General features: G+C 38.7%; 20 protein-coding genes and 2 rRNA genes (1 of these 22 cut by a window edge). 21 read left to right on the top strand and 1 reads right to left on the bottom strand.

The window, feature by feature from the left end; genetic code table 11:
* From ACXAE4_RS01235 to rsmI, 12 genes are all read left to right on the top strand, one after another.
* Positions 1-1,701: ribosomal RNA gene (locus tag ACXAE4_RS01235) — 23S ribosomal RNA — on the top strand (it extends 1,235 nt beyond the left edge of the window).
* 63 nt (positions 1,702-1,764) lie between these two features.
* A 5S ribosomal RNA gene (gene rrf, locus ACXAE4_RS01230) occupies positions 1,765-1,880 on the top strand.
* 138 nt (positions 1,881-2,018) lie between these two features.
* The gene (locus tag ACXAE4_RS01225) at positions 2,019-2,201 is read left to right on the top strand and encodes a sigma factor G inhibitor Gin (RefSeq protein WP_013081329.1); all 183 of its coding nucleotides are present in this window, start codon (positions 2,019-2,021) and stop codon (positions 2,199-2,201) included.
* Positions 2,202-2,353: 152 nt separating this feature from the next.
* Positions 2,354-3,778 carry an aminotransferase class I/II-fold pyridoxal phosphate-dependent enzyme gene (locus tag ACXAE4_RS01220; RefSeq protein ID WP_154990949.1) on the top strand — a complete coding sequence of 475 codons (1,425 nt, stop codon included), beginning with the start codon at positions 2,354-2,356 and terminating at the stop codon, positions 3,776-3,778.
* A 16-nt stretch (positions 3,779-3,794) separates the two neighbouring features.
* Positions 3,795-4,421, top strand: a complete 627-nt coding sequence (gene tmk, locus ACXAE4_RS01215) for a dTMP kinase (RefSeq protein WP_028412632.1) — start codon at positions 3,795-3,797, stop codon at positions 4,419-4,421.
* A gap of 63 nt (positions 4,422-4,484) precedes the next feature.
* Complete coding sequence (locus ACXAE4_RS01210) at positions 4,485-4,814, top strand: cyclic-di-AMP receptor (RefSeq protein ID WP_013054845.1); 330 nt, start codon at positions 4,485-4,487, stop codon at positions 4,812-4,814.
* 33 nt (positions 4,815-4,847) lie between these two features.
* A complete protein-coding gene (gene holB, locus ACXAE4_RS01205) occupies positions 4,848-5,840 on the top strand; it encodes a DNA polymerase III subunit delta' (protein WP_013054846.1) in 993 nt (330 codons plus the stop codon).
* Positions 5,841-5,844: 4 nt separating this feature from the next.
* Positions 5,845-6,672: a PSP1 domain-containing protein gene (locus tag ACXAE4_RS01200; protein ID WP_013054847.1), complete on the top strand. Its 828-nt coding sequence runs from the start codon at positions 5,845-5,847 to the stop codon at positions 6,670-6,672.
* Positions 6,673-6,686: 14 nt separating this feature from the next.
* Positions 6,687-7,052 (top strand): DNA replication initiation control protein YabA, encoded by a 366-nt coding sequence (gene yabA / locus ACXAE4_RS01195; RefSeq protein WP_013054848.1) that lies wholly within the window; start codon positions 6,687-6,689, stop codon positions 7,050-7,052.
* 78 nt (positions 7,053-7,130) lie between these two features.
* Complete coding sequence (locus ACXAE4_RS01190) at positions 7,131-7,877, top strand: tRNA1(Val) (adenine(37)-N6)-methyltransferase (RefSeq protein ID WP_028412633.1); 747 nt, start codon at positions 7,131-7,133, stop codon at positions 7,875-7,877.
* Complete coding sequence (locus ACXAE4_RS01185; RefSeq protein ID WP_013054850.1) at positions 7,864-8,151, top strand: GIY-YIG nuclease family protein; 288 nt, start codon at positions 7,864-7,866, stop codon at positions 8,149-8,151. The genes ACXAE4_RS01190 and ACXAE4_RS01185 overlap by 14 nt, the downstream gene beginning before the upstream one ends.
* Positions 8,129-9,001, top strand: a complete 873-nt coding sequence (rsmI, locus tag ACXAE4_RS01180) for a 16S rRNA (cytidine(1402)-2'-O)-methyltransferase (protein ID WP_016762698.1) — start codon at positions 8,129-8,131, stop codon at positions 8,999-9,001. The genes ACXAE4_RS01185 and rsmI overlap by 23 nt, the downstream gene beginning before the upstream one ends.
* A 32-nt stretch (positions 9,002-9,033) precedes the next feature.
* Here the strand turns inward: rsmI and ACXAE4_RS01175 are convergent, their stop codons facing one another.
* Entirely contained in the window at positions 9,034-9,324 is a 291-nt protein-coding gene (locus ACXAE4_RS01175) for an AbrB/MazE/SpoVT family DNA-binding domain-containing protein (RefSeq protein WP_170836841.1), read from the bottom strand.
* A 565-nt stretch (positions 9,325-9,889) separates the two neighbouring features.
* Between ACXAE4_RS01175 and metG the strand changes: the two genes are divergently transcribed.
* The 9 genes from metG to purR all read left to right on the top strand — a co-directional run bounded on the left by metG (position 9,890) and on the right by purR (position 18,136).
* Complete coding sequence (metG, locus tag ACXAE4_RS01170) at positions 9,890-11,872, top strand: methionine--tRNA ligase (RefSeq protein WP_098627513.1); 1,983 nt, start codon at positions 9,890-9,892, stop codon at positions 11,870-11,872.
* A 71-nt stretch (positions 11,873-11,943) separates the two neighbouring features.
* Entirely contained in the window at positions 11,944-12,714 is a 771-nt protein-coding gene (locus ACXAE4_RS01165; protein WP_028412635.1) for a TatD family hydrolase, read from the top strand.
* A gap of 223 nt (positions 12,715-12,937) precedes the next feature.
* Positions 12,938-13,501, top strand: a complete 564-nt coding sequence (gene rnmV, locus ACXAE4_RS01160) for a ribonuclease M5 (RefSeq protein WP_028412636.1) — start codon at positions 12,938-12,940, stop codon at positions 13,499-13,501.
* Complete coding sequence (gene rsmA, locus ACXAE4_RS01155; protein ID WP_475235288.1) at positions 13,495-14,373, top strand: 16S rRNA (adenine(1518)-N(6)/adenine(1519)-N(6))-dimethyltransferase RsmA; 879 nt, start codon at positions 13,495-13,497, stop codon at positions 14,371-14,373. The genes rnmV and rsmA overlap by 7 nt, the downstream gene beginning before the upstream one ends.
* Positions 14,374-14,450: 77 nt before the next feature.
* On the top strand, positions 14,451-15,323 hold the full coding sequence (gene yabG, locus ACXAE4_RS01150; RefSeq protein ID WP_028412638.1) for a sporulation peptidase YabG: 873 nt from the start codon (positions 14,451-14,453) through the stop codon (positions 15,321-15,323).
* Between the two features lie 273 nt (positions 15,324-15,596).
* Positions 15,597-15,830 (top strand): biofilm formation stimulator Veg, encoded by a 234-nt coding sequence (gene veg / locus ACXAE4_RS01145; RefSeq protein ID WP_013054859.1) that lies wholly within the window; start codon positions 15,597-15,599, stop codon positions 15,828-15,830.
* A gap of 194 nt (positions 15,831-16,024) precedes the next feature.
* Positions 16,025-16,195 carry a small, acid-soluble spore protein, alpha/beta type gene (locus ACXAE4_RS01140; protein ID WP_016762700.1) on the top strand — a complete coding sequence of 57 codons (171 nt, stop codon included), beginning with the start codon at positions 16,025-16,027 and terminating at the stop codon, positions 16,193-16,195.
* Positions 16,196-16,388: 193 nt separating this feature from the next.
* On the top strand, positions 16,389-17,258 hold the full coding sequence (ispE, locus tag ACXAE4_RS01135; RefSeq protein ID WP_013054861.1) for a 4-(cytidine 5'-diphospho)-2-C-methyl-D-erythritol kinase: 870 nt from the start codon (positions 16,389-16,391) through the stop codon (positions 17,256-17,258).
* A 56-nt stretch (positions 17,259-17,314) separates the two neighbouring features.
* Complete coding sequence (gene purR, locus ACXAE4_RS01130; RefSeq protein WP_013054862.1) at positions 17,315-18,136, top strand: pur operon repressor; 822 nt, start codon at positions 17,315-17,317, stop codon at positions 18,134-18,136.
* Positions 18,137-18,153: the final 17 nt, after the last annotated feature.

Genomic DNA, 18,153 nt, shown 5'->3' with positions numbered 1-18,153 from the left:
GAGAGCGTTCTAAGTGCTGTGAAGTTAGACCGTAAGGACTGGTGGAGCGCTTAGAAGTGAGAATGCCGGTATGAGTAGCGAAAGACAAGTGAGAATCTTGTCCACCGAATGCCTAAGGTTTCCTGAGGAAGGCTCGTCCGCTCAGGGTTAGTCGGGACCTAAGCCGAGGCTGAAAAGCGTAGGCGATGGCCAACAGGTTGATATTCCTGTACCACCTCCCCGCCGTTTGAGTAATGGGGGGACGCAGTAGGATAGGGTAAGCGCGCTGCTGGATATGCGCGTTCAAGCAGTTAGGCTGATGAGTAGGCAAATCCGCTCATCATAAAGGCTGAGCTGTGATGACGAGGGAATTATAGTACCGAAGTTCCTGATTCCACACTGCCAAGAAAAGCCTCTAGCGAGGCGGGAGGTGCCCGTACCGCAAACCGACACAGGTAGGCGAGGAGAGAATCCTAAGGTGATCGAGAGAACTCTCGTTAAGGAACTCGGCAAAATGACCCCGTAACTTCGGGAGAAGGGGTGCTCTGGTAGGGTGTATAGCCCGAGAGAGCCGCAGTGAATAGGCCCAGGCGACTGTTTAGCAAAAACACAGGTCTCTGCGAAGCCGCAAGGCGAAGTATAGGGGCTGACGCCTGCCCGGTGCTGGAAGGTTAAGAGGAGGGGTTATCCTTTGGGAGAAGCTCTGAATCGAAGCCCCAGTAAACGGCGGCCGTAACTATAACGGTCCTAAGGTAGCGAAATTCCTTGTCGGGTAAGTTCCGACCCGCACGAAAGGCGTAACGATCTGGGCACTGTCTCAACGAGAGACTCGGTGAAATTATAGTACCTGTGAAGATGCAGGTTACCCGCGACAGGACGGAAAGACCCCGTGGAGCTTTACTGTAGCCTGATATTGAATTTTGGTACAGCTTGTACAGGATAGGTAGGAGCCTGAGAAGCCGGAGCGCTAGCTTCGGTGGAGGCGTCGGTGGGATACTACCCTGGCTGTATTGAAATTCTAACCCGCGGCCCTGATCGGGCCGGGAGACAGTGTCAGGTGGGCAGTTTGACTGGGGCGGTCGCCTCCTAAAATGTAACGGAGGCGCCCAAAGGTTCCCTCAGAATGGTTGGAAATCATTCGTAGAGTGTAAAGGCACAAGGGAGCTTGACTGCGAGACCTACAAGTCGAGCAGGGACGAAAGTCGGGCTTAGTGATCCGGTGGTTCCGCATGGAAGGGCCATCGCTCAACGGATAAAAGCTACCCCGGGGATAACAGGCTTATCTCCCCCAAGAGTCCACATCGACGGGGAGGTTTGGCACCTCGATGTCGGCTCATCGCATCCTGGGGCTGTAGTCGGTCCCAAGGGTTGGGCTGTTCGCCCATTAAAGCGGTACGCGAGCTGGGTTCAGAACGTCGTGAGACAGTTCGGTCCCTATCCGTCGTGGGCGTAGGAAATTTGAGAGGAGCTGTCCTTAGTACGAGAGGACCGGGATGGACACACCGCTGGTGTACCAGTTGTCTTGCCAAAGGCATCGCTGGGTAGCTATGTGTGGACGGGATAAGTGCTGAAAGCATCTAAGCATGAAGCCCCCCTCAAGATGAGATTTCCCATAGCGCAAGCTAGTAAGATCCCTGAAAGATGATCAGGTTGATAGGTCAGAGGTGGAAGCGTGGCGACATGTGTAGCTGACTGATACTAATCGATCGAGGACTTAACCAAACTTTTAAAAGCGTAAGCTTTACTCAGCAAACTGTTACCTAGTTTTGAGAGAGCAATCTCTTGTCTGGTGGCGATAGCGAAGAGGTCACACCCGTTCCCATACCGAACACGGAAGTTAAGCTCTTTAGCGCCAATGGTAGTTGGGACTTTGTCCCTGTGAGAGTAGGACGTTGCCAGGCACTTGAAAAAAGACTAGCTATTTTAGCTAGTCTTTTTTTATTATTCACAAAGTATAAGCTATCTACATAAAATGGGGTAAATGAACTGCATAAAGAAGTTACATCTTGTCGATACTTATTTAGTGGAGGTGGAGAGTAATGGAAAAACAAATTAAAACATGTTCCGTTTGTCATGAACAGCATACAAAGGGTATTGAGGTGTTTTCCAGCTTTATATGCCAACACTGCGAGGTAGAGATTGTAGAGGTGGATTCATCTCATTTTCGTTATCAATTGTTAGTAAATCAATTAAAGAGAATATCAGGAGCGTTTTCTTACTAAAAGCCCTTTTTTATAAGGGCTTCTTTATATGGCTCAAAAAAATCATCTAAGTTTGTTATAATGAAAGAAAAATGAATTTTGATAGGAAAATGCTTACATATTCTTTTATCAAGTTAACAATGTTATATTTACAAAAAGTAAGGAATGGATGTATGGATACATATTTACCTTTATATAACCGTTTAGTAAGGCATAGCGAAAAGAGGTCACTCTCTTACCACGTGCCCGGCCATAAAAATGGTCAAATTCTACCTTCACATATTCAGTCTTCTTACGCAGATTTTTTGCAATACGATTTAACGGAAATTAGCGGATTAGATGATTTACATGAAGCAGAATCTGTTATTAAAGAAGCACAAGAGTTAACGGCAAAGTTGTATGGAGTAGATGAAAGCTTTTTTTTAGTTAATGGTTCTACTGTAGGCAACCTCTCAGCAATTTTATCTCTTTGTCAAGAAGGAGATAAAATTGCTGTTCAAAGAGATTCTCATAAATCTATTTTTAATGCTATTACTTTATCAAAGGCATCACCTATTTTTTTAGCTCCTGAAATAGATTCAAAAACACATCTTAGTACAGGTATATCCATTAAAACAATTAAAGCGGCTTTAGAGCGTTCTGAGGATATAAAAGCATTTGTATTAACAAATCCTACTTACTACGGGGTGGCACGAGATTTAAAGGAGACCATTGACTTTATTCATAGCTACAATATTCCTATAGTTATTGATGAAGCTCATGGAGCCCATTTTATTTTAGGCAATCCTTTTCCGTCGTCAGCTGTTACGTATGGAGCTGACCTTGTCGTTCAGTCAGCACATAAAACGCTACCAGCTATGACAATGGGTTCTTATTTACATATGCAGGGAACATTAGTGAATAAGCAAGCGGTGCGCCATTACCTACAAGTACTTCAGTCAAGCAGTCCTTCATACCCTATTATGGCTTCTCTCGATTTGGCACGGTATTATCTGCAGCAGTTTACACAGCATGATATCGATAGAATGACTGACAATATTCATTCGTTTGTTGAAAAGATTAATAAGATTGATACACTTTCAACTATTAATGTGGAAACAGATCAAACTGCTACCGACCTTTTGAAAATGACATTGACTTGTTCGGCGGCAACAGGATATGATTTGCAAAAGGAACTGGAAAAACAAGATATTTATACAGAACTAGCTGACGTTAACTATGTATTGTTTGTTCTACCGTTAAGCAGCAGTTGGGACTTTAATGATACAATTAAGCGGGTTAGACAAGCAGTAGCAAATATACAGCGTAAGTCGTATGAAAAACCACTAATCAAACCATTTCATTTTTCAAGGGCAACGGTTCTCCTGTCTATGGAAGAAAGAAAATTAAGGACAAAGCATATGTGTTCGTTTGAAGAAGCGATTGGGTGTGTAAGCGCACAATCTATTATTCCATATCCTCCTGGAATTCCTATTTTAATGGAGGGAGAAACGATTACGAGCAATCATATTGACTATATTTTGCATATTCAAAGGTTAAATGGTCATATTCAAGGCGGCTCTTGTATAGAAGAAGGAAAGATAGAAGTATTTAAATAGAGAAAGGAATTTATACATGTCAGGAACGTTTATTACATTCGAAGGGCCAGAGGGTGCTGGTAAGACGACCATCATCCATATGGTTCAACAAAAATTAATACAAGATGGCTATAACATTGTATTAACAAGAGAGCCTGGAGGCATACGAATTGCTGAACAAATTCGTGAAATCATCTTAAATCCATCTAACACGGAAATGGATGCCAGAACAGAAGCACTTCTTTACGCTGCGGCTAGGAGACAACATCTTGTAGAAAAAGTGATTCCTGAGCTAAATAAAGGGAATATAGTATTATGTGACCGTTTTATTGATAGCTCACTTGCTTATCAAGGAAATGCGCGGGGGATAGGTGTAGAAGATATTTTTGCTATCAATCAATTTGCTATTGAGCAAACGATGCCACAGGCCACTTTATATTTTGACATTGAGCCTGAGGTAGGATTAGAAAGAATTAATAAAGGTCGAAAAGATGAGATTAATCGATTAGATTTAGAATCCTTAGACTTTCATTACAAAGTACGAGATGGATATCTATCTCTTTTGAGTCAATTTCCAGAGCGTATTCGCCGAATTGATGCAAATCAATCCATTGAAAAGGTCTGTGAAGAAGCTTATAAACAGATACAATTGATTTTAAAATAAATACAGATGATTGTTATTCTTGCTATACTATTCTTAACAATAAAGTAAAATGAGGTGTTATTCATGAAATTAGTAATGGCCGTTATTCAAGATTCAGATAGCTCAAAGCTTTTAAATGCACTTGTAGAAAGAGGATTTCGTTCAACCAAATTATCAAGTACGGGCGGATTTTTAAAATCAGGGAATACAACAATTATGATTGGTACAGATGATCATAAAGTAGATGAAGTACTTGATATTATTAAGGGCCAATGTGAAAACCGCAGACAGATGATTTCTCCTGTGGCACCGATGGGTGGTAATGCAGATTCATACATTCCGTATCCTGTTGAAGTTGAAGTGGGCGGAGCTACAGTATTCGTACTACCAGTAGATCAATTTCATCAATTTTAAGAGAGAAGATTTTAAATAGAAAGTGATGATTGAATGGGAAATACATGGGAACAGCTTGAAGCTCTTCAGCCGAACGTATTAAAGATTTTGCAAAACAGCTTACTTAAAGAGCGAGTTGCTCATGCTTATTTATTTGAAGGAAGCAAAGGAACAGGTAAAAAACAAATTAGTTTTTTGTTTGCTAAAGCACTGTTTTGCCAAAATCCAGTTAATCATAGGCCATGCCATGAGTGCAGTAACTGCCGGCGAATTGATTCAGGTAATCATCCAGATATTCACTTGATTGAGCCAGCTGGTTTATCGATTAAAAAAGAGCAAATTCAATTCTTGCAATCAGAATTCACAAAAACCGGTGTTGAATCTAATAAAAAGTTATATATTGTGAATCATGTTGATAAAATGACAGTAAGCGCAGCAAATAGTTTACTGAAATTTTTAGAAGAGCCTGGCAACGGAACTTATGCAATTTTATTAACAGAAAATATACAGCGCTTATTAGATACGATTATCTCACGTTGCCAAGTAATATCATTTCGATCTCTTACACCAGAACAGTTAGCTGAAAAACTAGTAGAAAATGGCCTTTCCGCAGTAGATGCGTCCATCTTGTCTAATTTAACAAACAGCATTGATGAAGCAATTGAATTAAGTAAAGATGAATGGTTTGGACTTGCAATAAAGTTAGTGATACAATTATATGAAGTGTTAACAACGAGACCTCAACAAGCTCTTCTTTTTATTCATGAAAAGTGGGTAACACATTTTAAAGAAAAAGAACAAGCTCATATTGGTTTAACTTTATTGATGCTTCTTTACCGTGATTTGTTGACGCTGCAAGTTGGACAAGAGTCTAAAATCGTCTATCGTCATAAAATAGAAGAATTAAAACAGCAAGCTCTTCAGACAACGCAGGAAAAAGCGATTTATCGCTTAGAGGTTATCTTGAAGGCCAAAAATAAATTAAATTCAAATATGAATCTACAGTTATTAATGGAACAGCTGGTGTTGGATTTGCAGGAGGGATAAAAGCTTGTATGATGTAGTAGGCGTTCGCTTTAAAAAAGCGGGAAAAATATATTATTTTGACCCTGGAGAACTTACAATTCCAGATGGTGAGTTTGTTATTGTAGAAACAGTTCGTGGTGTTGAATTTGGCAGAGTGGTTATTAACAAAAAGCAAGTAAGTGAACATGATGTCGTGCTTCCTTTGAAAAAAGTAATCCGCATTGCTGAACAAAAAGACAGGCTGATTGTGGATGAAAATAAACAAGCTGCTAGAGAAGCGTATGACGTATGCGTGCAAAAAATTCAATCACACGATTTAGATATGAAGTTAGTAGATGTAGAATATACGTTTGATCGTAATAAAGTCATTTTTTATTTTACAGCAGACGGCCGTATTGATTTTAGAGAGCTAGTTAAAGATTTAGCTGCTATTTTCCGTACGCGAATTGAGCTTCGTCAAATTGGTGTACGAGACGAGGCAAAACTGTTGGGCGGGATAGGTCCTTGTGGACGTATGCTATGTTGCTCAACGTTTTTAGGTGATTTTGAGCCGGTTTCTATTAAGATGGCCAAAGACCAAAACCTATCGCTTAATCCAACGAAAATTTCTGGTTTATGCGGACGTTTGATGTGTTGTTTAAAATATGAAAATGATGAGTATGAAACGGCAAAAGAACAGCTTCCTGATATAGGCTCAACAATTAAAACTTCAGATGGTTCAGGACGTGTAGTAGGTTTGAATATTTTGGAAAGAATTATTCAAGTGGAACTGTCAGATCACGAACAAATTTTAGAGTATACTCTGGATGAGATCAATAATGAAGGTGCTGTTTCGTTTCAAGCCACAGATTAACGAGGTGGGCAAAGGTGGATAAAAAAGAGATTTTTGATTCGGTGACAAACATGGAGGAACAAATTGGTCATTTATATAAGCAGTTAGGTGAGTTGAAAGAGCATCTTGCTGAGCTAATTGAAGAAAATCATCATCTGCAAATAGAAAATGATCATTTGCGCCGTCGCCTTGACCAGACAAACTTCGAAACGAAGCTGAAAAATAGACATTCAAAAGCAAGCGCTCAAACAAAAGAGCAAAAACAAATTGATATCGGAGAAGGATATGACAATTTGGCTCGCCTTTACCAAGAGGGTTTTCATATTTGTAACATTCATTATGGAAGTGTGCGTAAAGATGGAGACTGTTTGTTTTGCTTGTCATTTTTAAATAAAAAGTAACAACACCTCTCCCTTTTGGAGAGGTTCTTTTTATGAGTAAAAGATGTAAATAATAGATGTACAAGGAGAAGAACGATTATGGTTGAGTTATATGGAGATGAACGTTTAGATTATCTATTAGCCGATGAGGAAATGCGCATTATTCAAAGTCCATCTGTCTTTTCCTTTTCATTGGATGCTGTGCTTTTATCTCACTTTGCTTATGTCCCAATTCGTAAAGGCAACTTGGTTGATTTATGTTCAGGAAACGGTGTAATCCCACTGTTTTTATCTAAACGAACAAAGGGAAAAATCATTGGTGTAGAAATTCAAGAGCGGCTACATAGTATGGCACAAAGAAGTATTGCGTATAATCAGCTGGATGGGCAGATTAAAATGATACATGGTGATTTAAAAAATGCACCTCAAGAACTGGGTTATGGAAAATATGATGTTGTAACATGTAATCCTCCTTATTTCACCACATCCAATAAAGAAGAAATAAATGAAAACGAACACTTTGCAATCGCTCGCCACGAAATTCATTGTTCGTTGGAAGATGTGATTAGAGCCAGTAGTCAACTAGTTAAGCAAGGCGGAAAAGTAGCATTGGTTCACCGTCCAGGGAGACTATTAGATATCGTTACGTTAATGAGGCAATACCGTTTAGAGCCAAAGAGACTTCAGTTTGTCTATCCTAAAGATGGGAAAGAAGCAAATACACTTTTAATTGAAGGTACGAAGGATGGAAGTCCAGATTTAAAGATTCTTCCTCCGCTGGTGGTCTACCAAGATAATGATGAATACACGGACGAATTAAAAAGGATTTTATATGGAACAGAATAATCATTATTTTTATGTAGTTGAATGCAAGGACTGTACGTATTACGCTGGTTACACGAATAATTTGCAAAAACGTATTTCTGTCCATAATGAAGGGAAAGGGGCAAAATATACGAGAGCAAGAAGGCCTGTTTCATTAATTTGGCATGAGGTGTTTACTTCTAAAACAGAAGCTATGCAAAAAGAGTATTGGTTCAAACAGTTAAGCAGAGTGCAAAAACAGGCTTACATTCGAAGGGAGCAAGAAAAGCAGAATGAAATCACAAAAAAGTTATGATGTATCGAATGAACGAGGCGTTTTATATTTAGTTCCCACTCCTATTGGAAACTTAGAGGATATGACATTTCGTGCGATTCGAATTTTAAAAGAAGTTGATTATATTGCCGCAGAAGATACGAGACAAACGAAAAAACTATGTAACCACTTTGAGATCGATACGCCTATTACAAGTTATCATGAACATAATAAACATACAAAAAGTGAACAGCTGTTAAGCGACTTGGACAGTGAAAAAAATATTGCTTTAGTAAGCGACGCGGGTATGCCCTGTATTTCAGATCCTGGTTATGAGTTAGTGGTAGCTGCCGTTAAAGAAGGATATACGGTTGTTCCGCTGCCAGGGCCTAACGCAGCATTAACAGCTTTAATTGCTTCTGGTCTACCTACAGGGCAGTTTTATTTCTATGGATTTTTAAACAGAAATAAAAAACAGCGTAAAGAACAGCTTCAAGAGCTTCAGTATATTAAAGAAAGCATGATATTTTATGAAGCCCCTCATCGATTAAAAGAAACGCTAAAGAGTATAGAAGAAATTTTAGGGAACCGATCTATTGTGTTATGTAGAGAGTTAACCAAACGCTATGAAGAATTTTTAAGAGGAAGCGTATTAGAAGCAATTGAATGGACAAATGCCACAGATATTAGAGGGGAATTCTGCTTAATTCTTGAAGGGACAAATGAAGAAGCGCCAGATGAAAGTAATCTATGGTGGGAACAGCTCACCATTATCGAGCACGTTGATCACTATGTAGAAGAAGGACTTTCAAACAAAGAAGCGATTAAACAAGTGGCAAAAGACCGAGATGTATCAAAACGAGACATTTATAGTGAATATCACGTACATTAAAAAAAGCTGTCTATCATAGACAGCTTTTCGTTTTATTTAGAAGCTTGTAAAGAATCTTGAAGTTCTTTCATGATTTGTTCTGCACCTTCACGGCTTAGAATTAATTTGCCGCTAGCAAGTTGAATGTTATCATCAGATACTTCACCTGTTACTTGGCAAGTCATGTTTGGTTTATATTTTTTTAAGATGATGCGCTCTTCATCTACATAGATTTCTAGAGCATCTTTCTCTGCAATTCCTAATGTACGACGTAATTCAATTGGAATTACTACGCGTCCTAATTCATCAACTTTACGAACAATACCTGTAGATTTCATGTTAATCGTTCTCCTCTCAATGATCATTTTTCTATGTTATTACTTTCGTCATTATTCGACAATTTCAACGTACTTTCATAATACCAGCGTTTCCAAAACTAGTCAATCATTTTATATGTAAAAAAATGTAGCTGGGAAAAAATTTTCCCCCGACTCGTTTAGAAGCTAATTGTGACCGTCAGTCAAGGAATGACAAGGGGTTTCATTGGAAAAAAGATTAATCGCCTAAATAGCTTGATATTAACTATTTTGAAGATAGGGTAAATATAATTCGACATAAAACGACAAAATTAGACCTATTTGTCGTTTTTATCAAAGTGACTTTTTGAATGGGGGTATATTTTATATAAAAATAGGGCGAAGCTGATACAATTAACAGGATTATTTTTTGGGAAAATAACGATTATTTAAAAATGAAGTGAATCCGTCATATTCCCGTGTATATAGGAAGAGAATGTTTTGAAATTATCATGTAAAATAGTATGATAGATAGTAGAATAAGAAGACAGGGTTTATATGATTACATCCATATAAATCAAAATGTTGAAATGGAATGTTGGAGGTTATGAACATGGCAGATGGAAATAATACATTTTACATTACTACGCCGATTTATTATCCGAGTGGTAAATTACATATAGGGCACGCATACACGACGGTAGCGGGAGATGCAATGGCTCGTTATAAACGTTTGAGAGGGTTTGACGTACGTTATTTAACAGGTACGGATGAACATGGTCAAAAAATTCAGCGAAAAGCAGAAGAGAAAAACGTGTCACCTCAGCAATACGTAGATGATATTGTCTCTGGAATCAAAGAGCTGTGGGATAAGATGGATATTTCGTATGACGATTTTATCCGTACAACAGAACCAAGACATAAAGAAATCGTGGAAAAGATTTTCGCGCGCCTTTTAGAACAAGGTGATATTTATCTTGATGAGTATGAAGGTTGGTATTCAGTTCCCGATGAGACGTACTATACAGAGCATCAACTAGTAGATCCAATCGTTGAAAATGGAAAAGTTGTAGGTGGGAAAAGCCCGGATAGCGGACACCCTGTAGAGCTCGTTCGAGAAGAGTCCTATTTCTTTAAAATGGGGAAATACGTAGATCGTTTACTAGCTTTTTATGAAGAGAACCCTTCATTTATTCAACCGGAGTCTCGTAAAAACGAAATGATCAATAATTTTATTAAGCCGGGTCTTGAAGACTTAGCTGTTTCTCGTACGACGTTTGATTGGGGGGTAAAAGTTCCAGGTAACCCAAAACACGTTATTTACGTATGGATTGATGCGCTTTCTAACTATATCACCTCTCTTGGGTATGATACTGAAAATGATGAAAACTATCGAAAATACTGGCCGGCTAACGTACATTTAGTAGGAAAAGAAATCGTACGTTTCCATACCATTTATTGGCCAATCATGTTGATGGCACTTGATTTGCCACTTCCTAAGAAAGTATTTGCTCACGGCTGGTTATTAATGAAAGATGGAAAGATGTCGAAGTCAAAAGGGAATGTAGTAGACCCAGTGACATTGATTGACCGCTATGGGTTAGATGCCCTTCGTTACTACTTGCTTCGTGAAGTTCCATTCGGTTCAGACGGTGTATTCACACCAGAAGCGTTTGTTGAACGTATTAACTTTGACTTAGCAAATGACCTTGGCAACCTAGTTAACCGTACAGTGGCGATGATTAATAAGTATTTTGATGGTGTTATTCCGACTTATGAAGGAAATGTAACAGAGTTTGATGCACTTATCGTACAAGCTCAAAAAGATACAGTGAATAAATATGAAGAAGCGATGGAGGATATGGAGTTTTCAGTGGCTCTTGCTTCTATCTGGCAATATGTAAGCCGCACGAATAAATACATTGATGAAACGCAGCCTTGGGCGTTAGCAAAAGATGAGAATAAGCGTGCAGAACTTGCTTCCGTTATGACACATCTAGCTGAATCAATTCGTCACATTGCGGTATTACTACAGCCATTCTTAACACGTACACCTGAGAAAATTTTTGCTCAGATCGGTGTAAAAGAAGATGTGTTAAAAACGTGGGAAAGCACGACGCGCTTTAATATGCTTAAAGAAGGCACAAAAGTAGAAAAAGGTGAGCCAATGTTCCCTCGTCTAGATCGAGAAGAAGAGGTAGCGTTTATTAAAGAGCAGATGCAAGGAAGTGCTCCAAAGGAAGAAAAACCTGTTGTGAAGGAAGAGCCTTCTGAAGAGATTACGATTGATGATTTCATGAAAGTAGAGCTTCGTGTAGCGCAAGTTACGCAAGTAGAACCAGTTAAGAAGGCAGATAAACTATTAAAGCTGCAGCTTGATCTTGGCTATGAAAAACGCCAAGTTGTATCAGGTATTGCCAAGTTTTATAAGCCTGAAGAATTAGTAGGTCGCAAAGTAATTTGTGTAACCAACTTAAAACCTGTAAAATTGCGCGGCGAACTATCACAAGGAATGATTTTAGCCGGTGAAGATGAGAATGGTCTTTCACTAGCAAGCGTAGATCAAAACTTAGCAAACGGCACGAAGATAAAATAAGTATAGGTAAAAGGGGTGTTTCACGTGTAACATGCGAGGACCCCCTTTTATTCATGGAAAGGATCGATTAGATGTTATTTGATACACATGTTCATTTAAACGCAGAACAGTATGAAGACGATTTGCAAGAAGTAATTAATCGCGCGTTAGAAAAAGGTGTTCAAAACATGGTGGTTGTTGGATTTGATGAACCTACCATTAAAAAAGCTATTCAAATAGCTGAAACGTACGACTTTATCTATGCTAGTGTAGGCTGGCATCCAGTAGATGCAATTGATATGACGGATGAGCATTTAGCTTGGATTGAAGAGTTAGCTCAGCATCCGAAAGTTGTGGCTTTAGGAGAGATGGGATTAGACTATCATTGGGATAAATCACCTAAAGAGGTTCAAAAGGACGTATTTCGCCGTCAAATTCGCTTAGCGCGCAAAGTGAATTTACCTATCATTATTCATAATCGTGATGCCACCGAAGACGTGGTAACAATTTTAAAAGAAGAGCACGTAGAGGAAGTAGGAGGTATTATGCATTGCTTCACGGGTAGTATTGAAGTAGCGAAGCAGTGTATGGATATGAATATGTATATTTCTTTTGGTGGACCTGTTACATTTAAAAATGCAAAAAAACCAAAAGAAGTTGCTGCAGAACTTCCTTTAGATAAACTATTAATTGAAACAGACTGTCCTTATCTAACTCCTCATCCATTCCGCGGCAAGCGTAATGAACCTGGTTATGTGTCATACGTAGCGGAGCAAATTGCAGAGTTAAAAGGCATAACGTATGAAGAGTTGGCTGATATTACAACAGCTAACGCTAAAAAGCTATTTGGCATTAATGATTAAAACTTTTTCTCATATAACAATCATTTTCGTGTTAAAGTAAAGATAGGCGCAGAGGAGAATGTTATCCTCTGCCTTTTTCAGTTAAAATAACAGATAGATGCTTTTTAATTTAGTTGATAATAAGATAAAACGTTGATTTCATAGAAGAAAAATGATGTGAGTAACGAGCATTTCATTTTTACTGAAAAGCAAATGAACAAAACTGAATGTTTTGGAGGAAGAAATGAAGATTAAAGAAATTATTGTAGTAGAAGGTCGGGACGATACCGTAGCGATTAAACGTGCAGTGGATGCGGATACTATCGAGACAAATGGATCAGCTGTAAATGAAGAAACCATTGAAAAAGTAAAATTAGCTCAAAAAACAAGAGGCGTAATTATTTTTACAGATCCAGATTATCCAGGACAGCGAATTCGAAATATTGTTTCAGAACGTGTTCCAGGATGTAAACATGCATTTTTAGATAAAGAAGAGGCTCGCCCTAAAAACGGCAAAGGTATTGGAGTTGAACATGCTTCTATTGCGTCTATTCAAAAAGCACTAAAAGATGTAAAGCAAGAGTGGGTAGAAGCAGATATGGAGATTTCTCAAGAGGATTTAATCGTAGCTCGTTTGGTAGGAGATAGTAAAGCCAAGTCTCGACGTGAAAGAATAGGAAAGTTATTAAAAATAGGCTATGCCAATGGAAAGCAGCTTCATAAACGATTACAGATGTTCCAAATTTCAAAAGAGGAGTTTATCAAAGCTGTTGAGCAGATAAATAAGGAGGAAAAGGAATCGTGTTAAAAGATATTGCAACGCCTAATCGAACCAAGGAAATTTTAAAGAAATACGGTTTTACATTTAAAAAGAGTTTGGGACAAAATTTTTTAATTGATACGAACATTTTAAATCGCATTGTTGATCATGCAGAAATAACAGAAGAAACGGGAGCAATTGAAATTGGACCCGGTATCGGAGCGTTAACTGAACAGCTAGCAAAGCGCGCAAAAAAAGTACTGGCATTTGAAATCGACCAGCGTCTGCTTCCGATTTTAGCCGACACTCTTTCTCCTTACCCAAATGCAAAAGTTATTCATCAAGATGTGTTAAAAGCGGATTTAAAAGAGACGCTCGAACAAGAATTCGAAAACATAGAAGATTTAATGGTCGTTGCGAATTTACCGTATTACGTGACGACACCCATTTTGATGAAATTATTAGAAGAGCAAATTCCGGTACGGGGAATCGTTGTTATGCTTCAAAAAGAAGTTGCCGACCGTATAGCAGCTAAACCGGGAACAAAGGAGTACGGTTCACTTTCTATTGCGATTCAATACTATACAGAGGCTGAGACGGTTATGATTGTGCCCAAAACAGTATTTAATCCGCAGCCTAATGTAGATTCAGCTGTTATTCGGCTGCTGAGAAGACCGAAGCCAGCGGTAGAAGTACAAGATGAAGCATTCTTCTTCCAAGTTGTACGAGCAAGTTTTGGACAGCGCCGAAAAACCATTTTAAACAATCTAGTGAACAACTTGCCAAATGGGAAACAGAAAAAAGCGGACATTGAGCAAGCACTTGCAACTGCTGAAATTGATCCGAAAAGAAGAGGCGAAACGCTGTCTATTCAAGAATTCGGAGCGTTAAGTGACCAACTTTTAAAATCATTTCGCTAAATCATCACATTTTTATCATGAAGTCATAGGCTATGAAGAGAATTTATTTTTGAAGTAGCAAAGACGGAGTGAAGCATATGAACATCAAAATTGGTGATATAGTTACACGACCTTCTTATCAAAGAGATTTGCTTTTTCGTGTTATAGCTATTAATGACAGCGAAGCGGGGAAATATGCGACTTTAATAGGAGAAGACGTTCGGTTGATTGCCGACGCTCCTTGTACAGATTTAGAGGTTGTGGATGCTAAAGAACAGGATCAAAGAAAAAAACAAGAAGAAGAACTTTTAGAAAGATCCTTGGAGCTTATTCAACAGGATTATCGGCTCGTTCGAGAGAAAACTGAATATAGCATGACTAATGGATACAGCCATTCACATCGCTTGTTTCAAATTCCTGGAAAGGTCCTGCACGTAGACGGAGACCCTAATTATTTACGTAAATGTTTGTTGGTTTATGAAAAAATTGGTGTTCCTGTTTATGGTGTTCATTGCGTAGAGTCAGAGATGCCGGAGAAAGTTGGAAAGTTAATTGAGGATGTAAGGCCTGATATTCTGGTGCTGACAGGGCATGATGCTTATTCCAAAGGAAAAGGAAATAAGGATGATCTTCTTGCTTATAGACATTCCAAGCACTATATTCGAACAGTCCAAGAAGCAAGAAAAAGAGTTGGTAATTTAGATCAGCTGGTGATTTTTGCAGGTGCCTGTCAATCGCATTTTGAATTATTGATTCAAGCTGGAGCAAACTTTGCTAGTTCACCTTCGCGTGTAAATATTCATGCGCTTGACCCCGTGTATGTAGTAGCAAAACTAAGTTTTACTCCTTTCACGGATCGTATTAATGTATGGGACGTCTTACGTAATACATTAACGGGTGCTAAAGGTTTAGGAGGAGTAGAAACAAAAGGGCTGCTTCGCACGGGCATGCCTTATGAAAGCGATGAGTAGAAATAAAAACAACTGGTTACAGCATGTACACGCATGATGTGCAACCAGTTGTTTTTTCGTATGAAGCCAAAGTATACGCTGAATTTCACAAAATCATTTTCAATATTTGCTAAAGATATACATATTTCGTTAAAAAACGAGCATACTAACAGCGAAATGTAGATTCATGTTGAAAATTATTTATTGACACAATTAGAGATAGATTGTTATAATTTTATGTTTTTGACTATTTTTCTAACATGTGTTACACTATACATAGTGAGGTGGACCAATATGGCGAAAACTTTGTCTGATATTAAGCAAGCGCTGGATTTGCACCTAGGCCAACGATTAACTTTAAAAGCAAACGGTGGTCGTAGAAAAACAGTAGAACGTTCAGGTGTATTAACAGAAACGTACCCATCTGTTTTTATCGTTGAATTAGATCAAGAGGAAAACTCTTTGGAGCGCGTTTCGTATAGTTACGCAGATGTGTTAACGGAAACAGTGCAACTAAAATTTTTCTAAGAATGACATAGGCAATATAGCAAGTGGTGATGAGCAGTGGACATTGGTTTACTGCTTTTTTATTGGTCTTTTTTTCAAATTATATATACATTATTTTTTATACATACTATACATATCGTCCTCGCATTTTCATGTATAAAGAGCGAGGAGATTCAGGTTGAAATTTCATTTTATACGTAAAGGAGCCATGTGCAATGTCAAGGCGTAGAGGGATTATGTCATCGAAGCTGAAAGAAGAACTGGCTAAAGAACTTGGTTTTTACGATACTGTACAAGCAGAAGGTTGGGGCGCTATTCGGGCAAAAGACGCAGGCAATATGGTGAAGCGAGCAGTGGAGCTTGCACAGCAGCAGCTAAGGCAATAGTGAAAATCAATGCTTATGCGATTATTTAAAGTGAAATGAGGAAAACCGAAGTGTATAACCGCTTCGGTTTTTTTGTCCCAAAATGAAAGATAAAATAGAGGATTAAACAAAGATGTTTAAATGAACAGCTATATCTTGTTCATTTTATGATAAAATAGCGTTAAACTCGATAAGATGAAGTAGGTGAAGTAAGTTGAAATTAATGGTGAAAGCACCGGCTAAAATAAATTTGTCACTTGATGTGTTACATAAACGCCCAGATGGTTACCATGAAGTTAAGATGATTATGACAACAATTGATTTAGCGGACAGAATTGAACTTTCTGATCGTGAAGATGGACGAATTGTTATTTATTCTCATAATCGCTTTGTTCCAGATGACCAGCGAAATCTCGCTTATCAGGCAGCGCAGATTTTGAAGCGACGTTATAACATTTCAAAAGGTGTAAATATATTAATTGATAAACATATTCCAGTAGCTGCTGGATTAGCTGGAGGCAGCAGTGACGCGGCTGCTACATTACGCGGTTTAAATACGTTATGGGAATTAGGGTTATCATTAGACACACTTGCAGAAATAGGGGCTGAGATTGGCTCTGACGTATCTTTTTGCGTGTACGGAGGGACAGCTCTTGCTACAGGGCGCGGAGAGATTGTAGAGCATATTGAGGCACCTCCAAGCTGCTGGGTGATTTTGGCTAAGCCTGAAATAGGTGTTTCTACAGCAGATGTATATCGAAACTTAAAAATTGAGGAAATGGATCATCCTAAAGTAGATGAGATGGTTCACGCCATACAATCAGGAAATTATGATCAAATGTGTAGCCTTGTCGGAAATGTATTGGAAGCAGTAACGCTGAAAATGCATCCGGAAGTAGCTCTCATTAAAGAACAAATAAAGCGTTTTGGCGCCGATGCTGTACTCATGAGTGGCAGTGGGCCAACTGTATTTGGACTTGTACAGCATGATTCACGTATGCATCGCATTTATAATGGATTACGTGGCTTTTGTGATAAAGTTTATGCAGTTAGGTTACTAGGTGAACGAATAACGCTTGAATAAATCCGTATGTTAATGTTATATTTACATTACAATATTCGGATTTTCAGGAGGATGTTATGAAGTTTCGACGTAGTGGACGATTAATTGATATGACCAACTATTTCATTCAAAACCCTCAGCGCCTTATCCCTCTTACGTATTTTGCAGATAAATATGATTCCGCAAAATCATCTATTAGCGAAGATATGGCGATTATTAAACAAACTTTTGAACAGCAGGGTATCGGAACTTTGGTTACGCTACCAGGGGCTGCCGGCGGAGTTAAATTCATTCCAAAGATGACGAATGAAGAAGCCGGTCAGCTTGTTCAAGAATTATGTGGGTTGATTGAAAAACCTGAGCGTTTATTGCCAGGTGGATATTTATATTTAACTGATATTTTAGGGAACCCCCGCGTTGTGAATAAAATCGGTCGCCTGTATGCATCGCTTTTTGCTAACCGCAAAATCGATGTGGTGATGACTGTAGCAACAAAAGGTATTCCTATTGCGTATGCGGTTGCTCAGTATTTAGACGTGCCCGTTGTTATTGTGCGCAGAGACAGTAAAGTAACTGAAGGATCGACCGTTAGTATTAACTACGTGTCAGGTTCATCTAAGCGCATTCAAACGATGCTGTTAGCTAAGAGAAGTTTAGCGGTGGGGTCAAATGTACTCATCATTGATGACTTCATGAAAGCCGGCGGTACAGTAAATGGAATGGTTAGTTTGCTTGAAGAGTTTGATGCAACTGTTGCTGGTATTGGAGTTTTAGTAGAATCAGAAGATATTGAAGAACGTTTAGTGGATGAGTATGTGTCTCTTGTACAATTAACAGATGTAAATATTAAAGATAAACAAATTCGTGTACAGGAAGGCAATTACTTAAAATATATTTGATCAAGTAAGGGAGAGGA

Source organism: Priestia sp. ABM2_011 (assembly GCF_056158845.1).
This window is presented reverse-complemented; position numbering and strand designations above follow the sequence as displayed.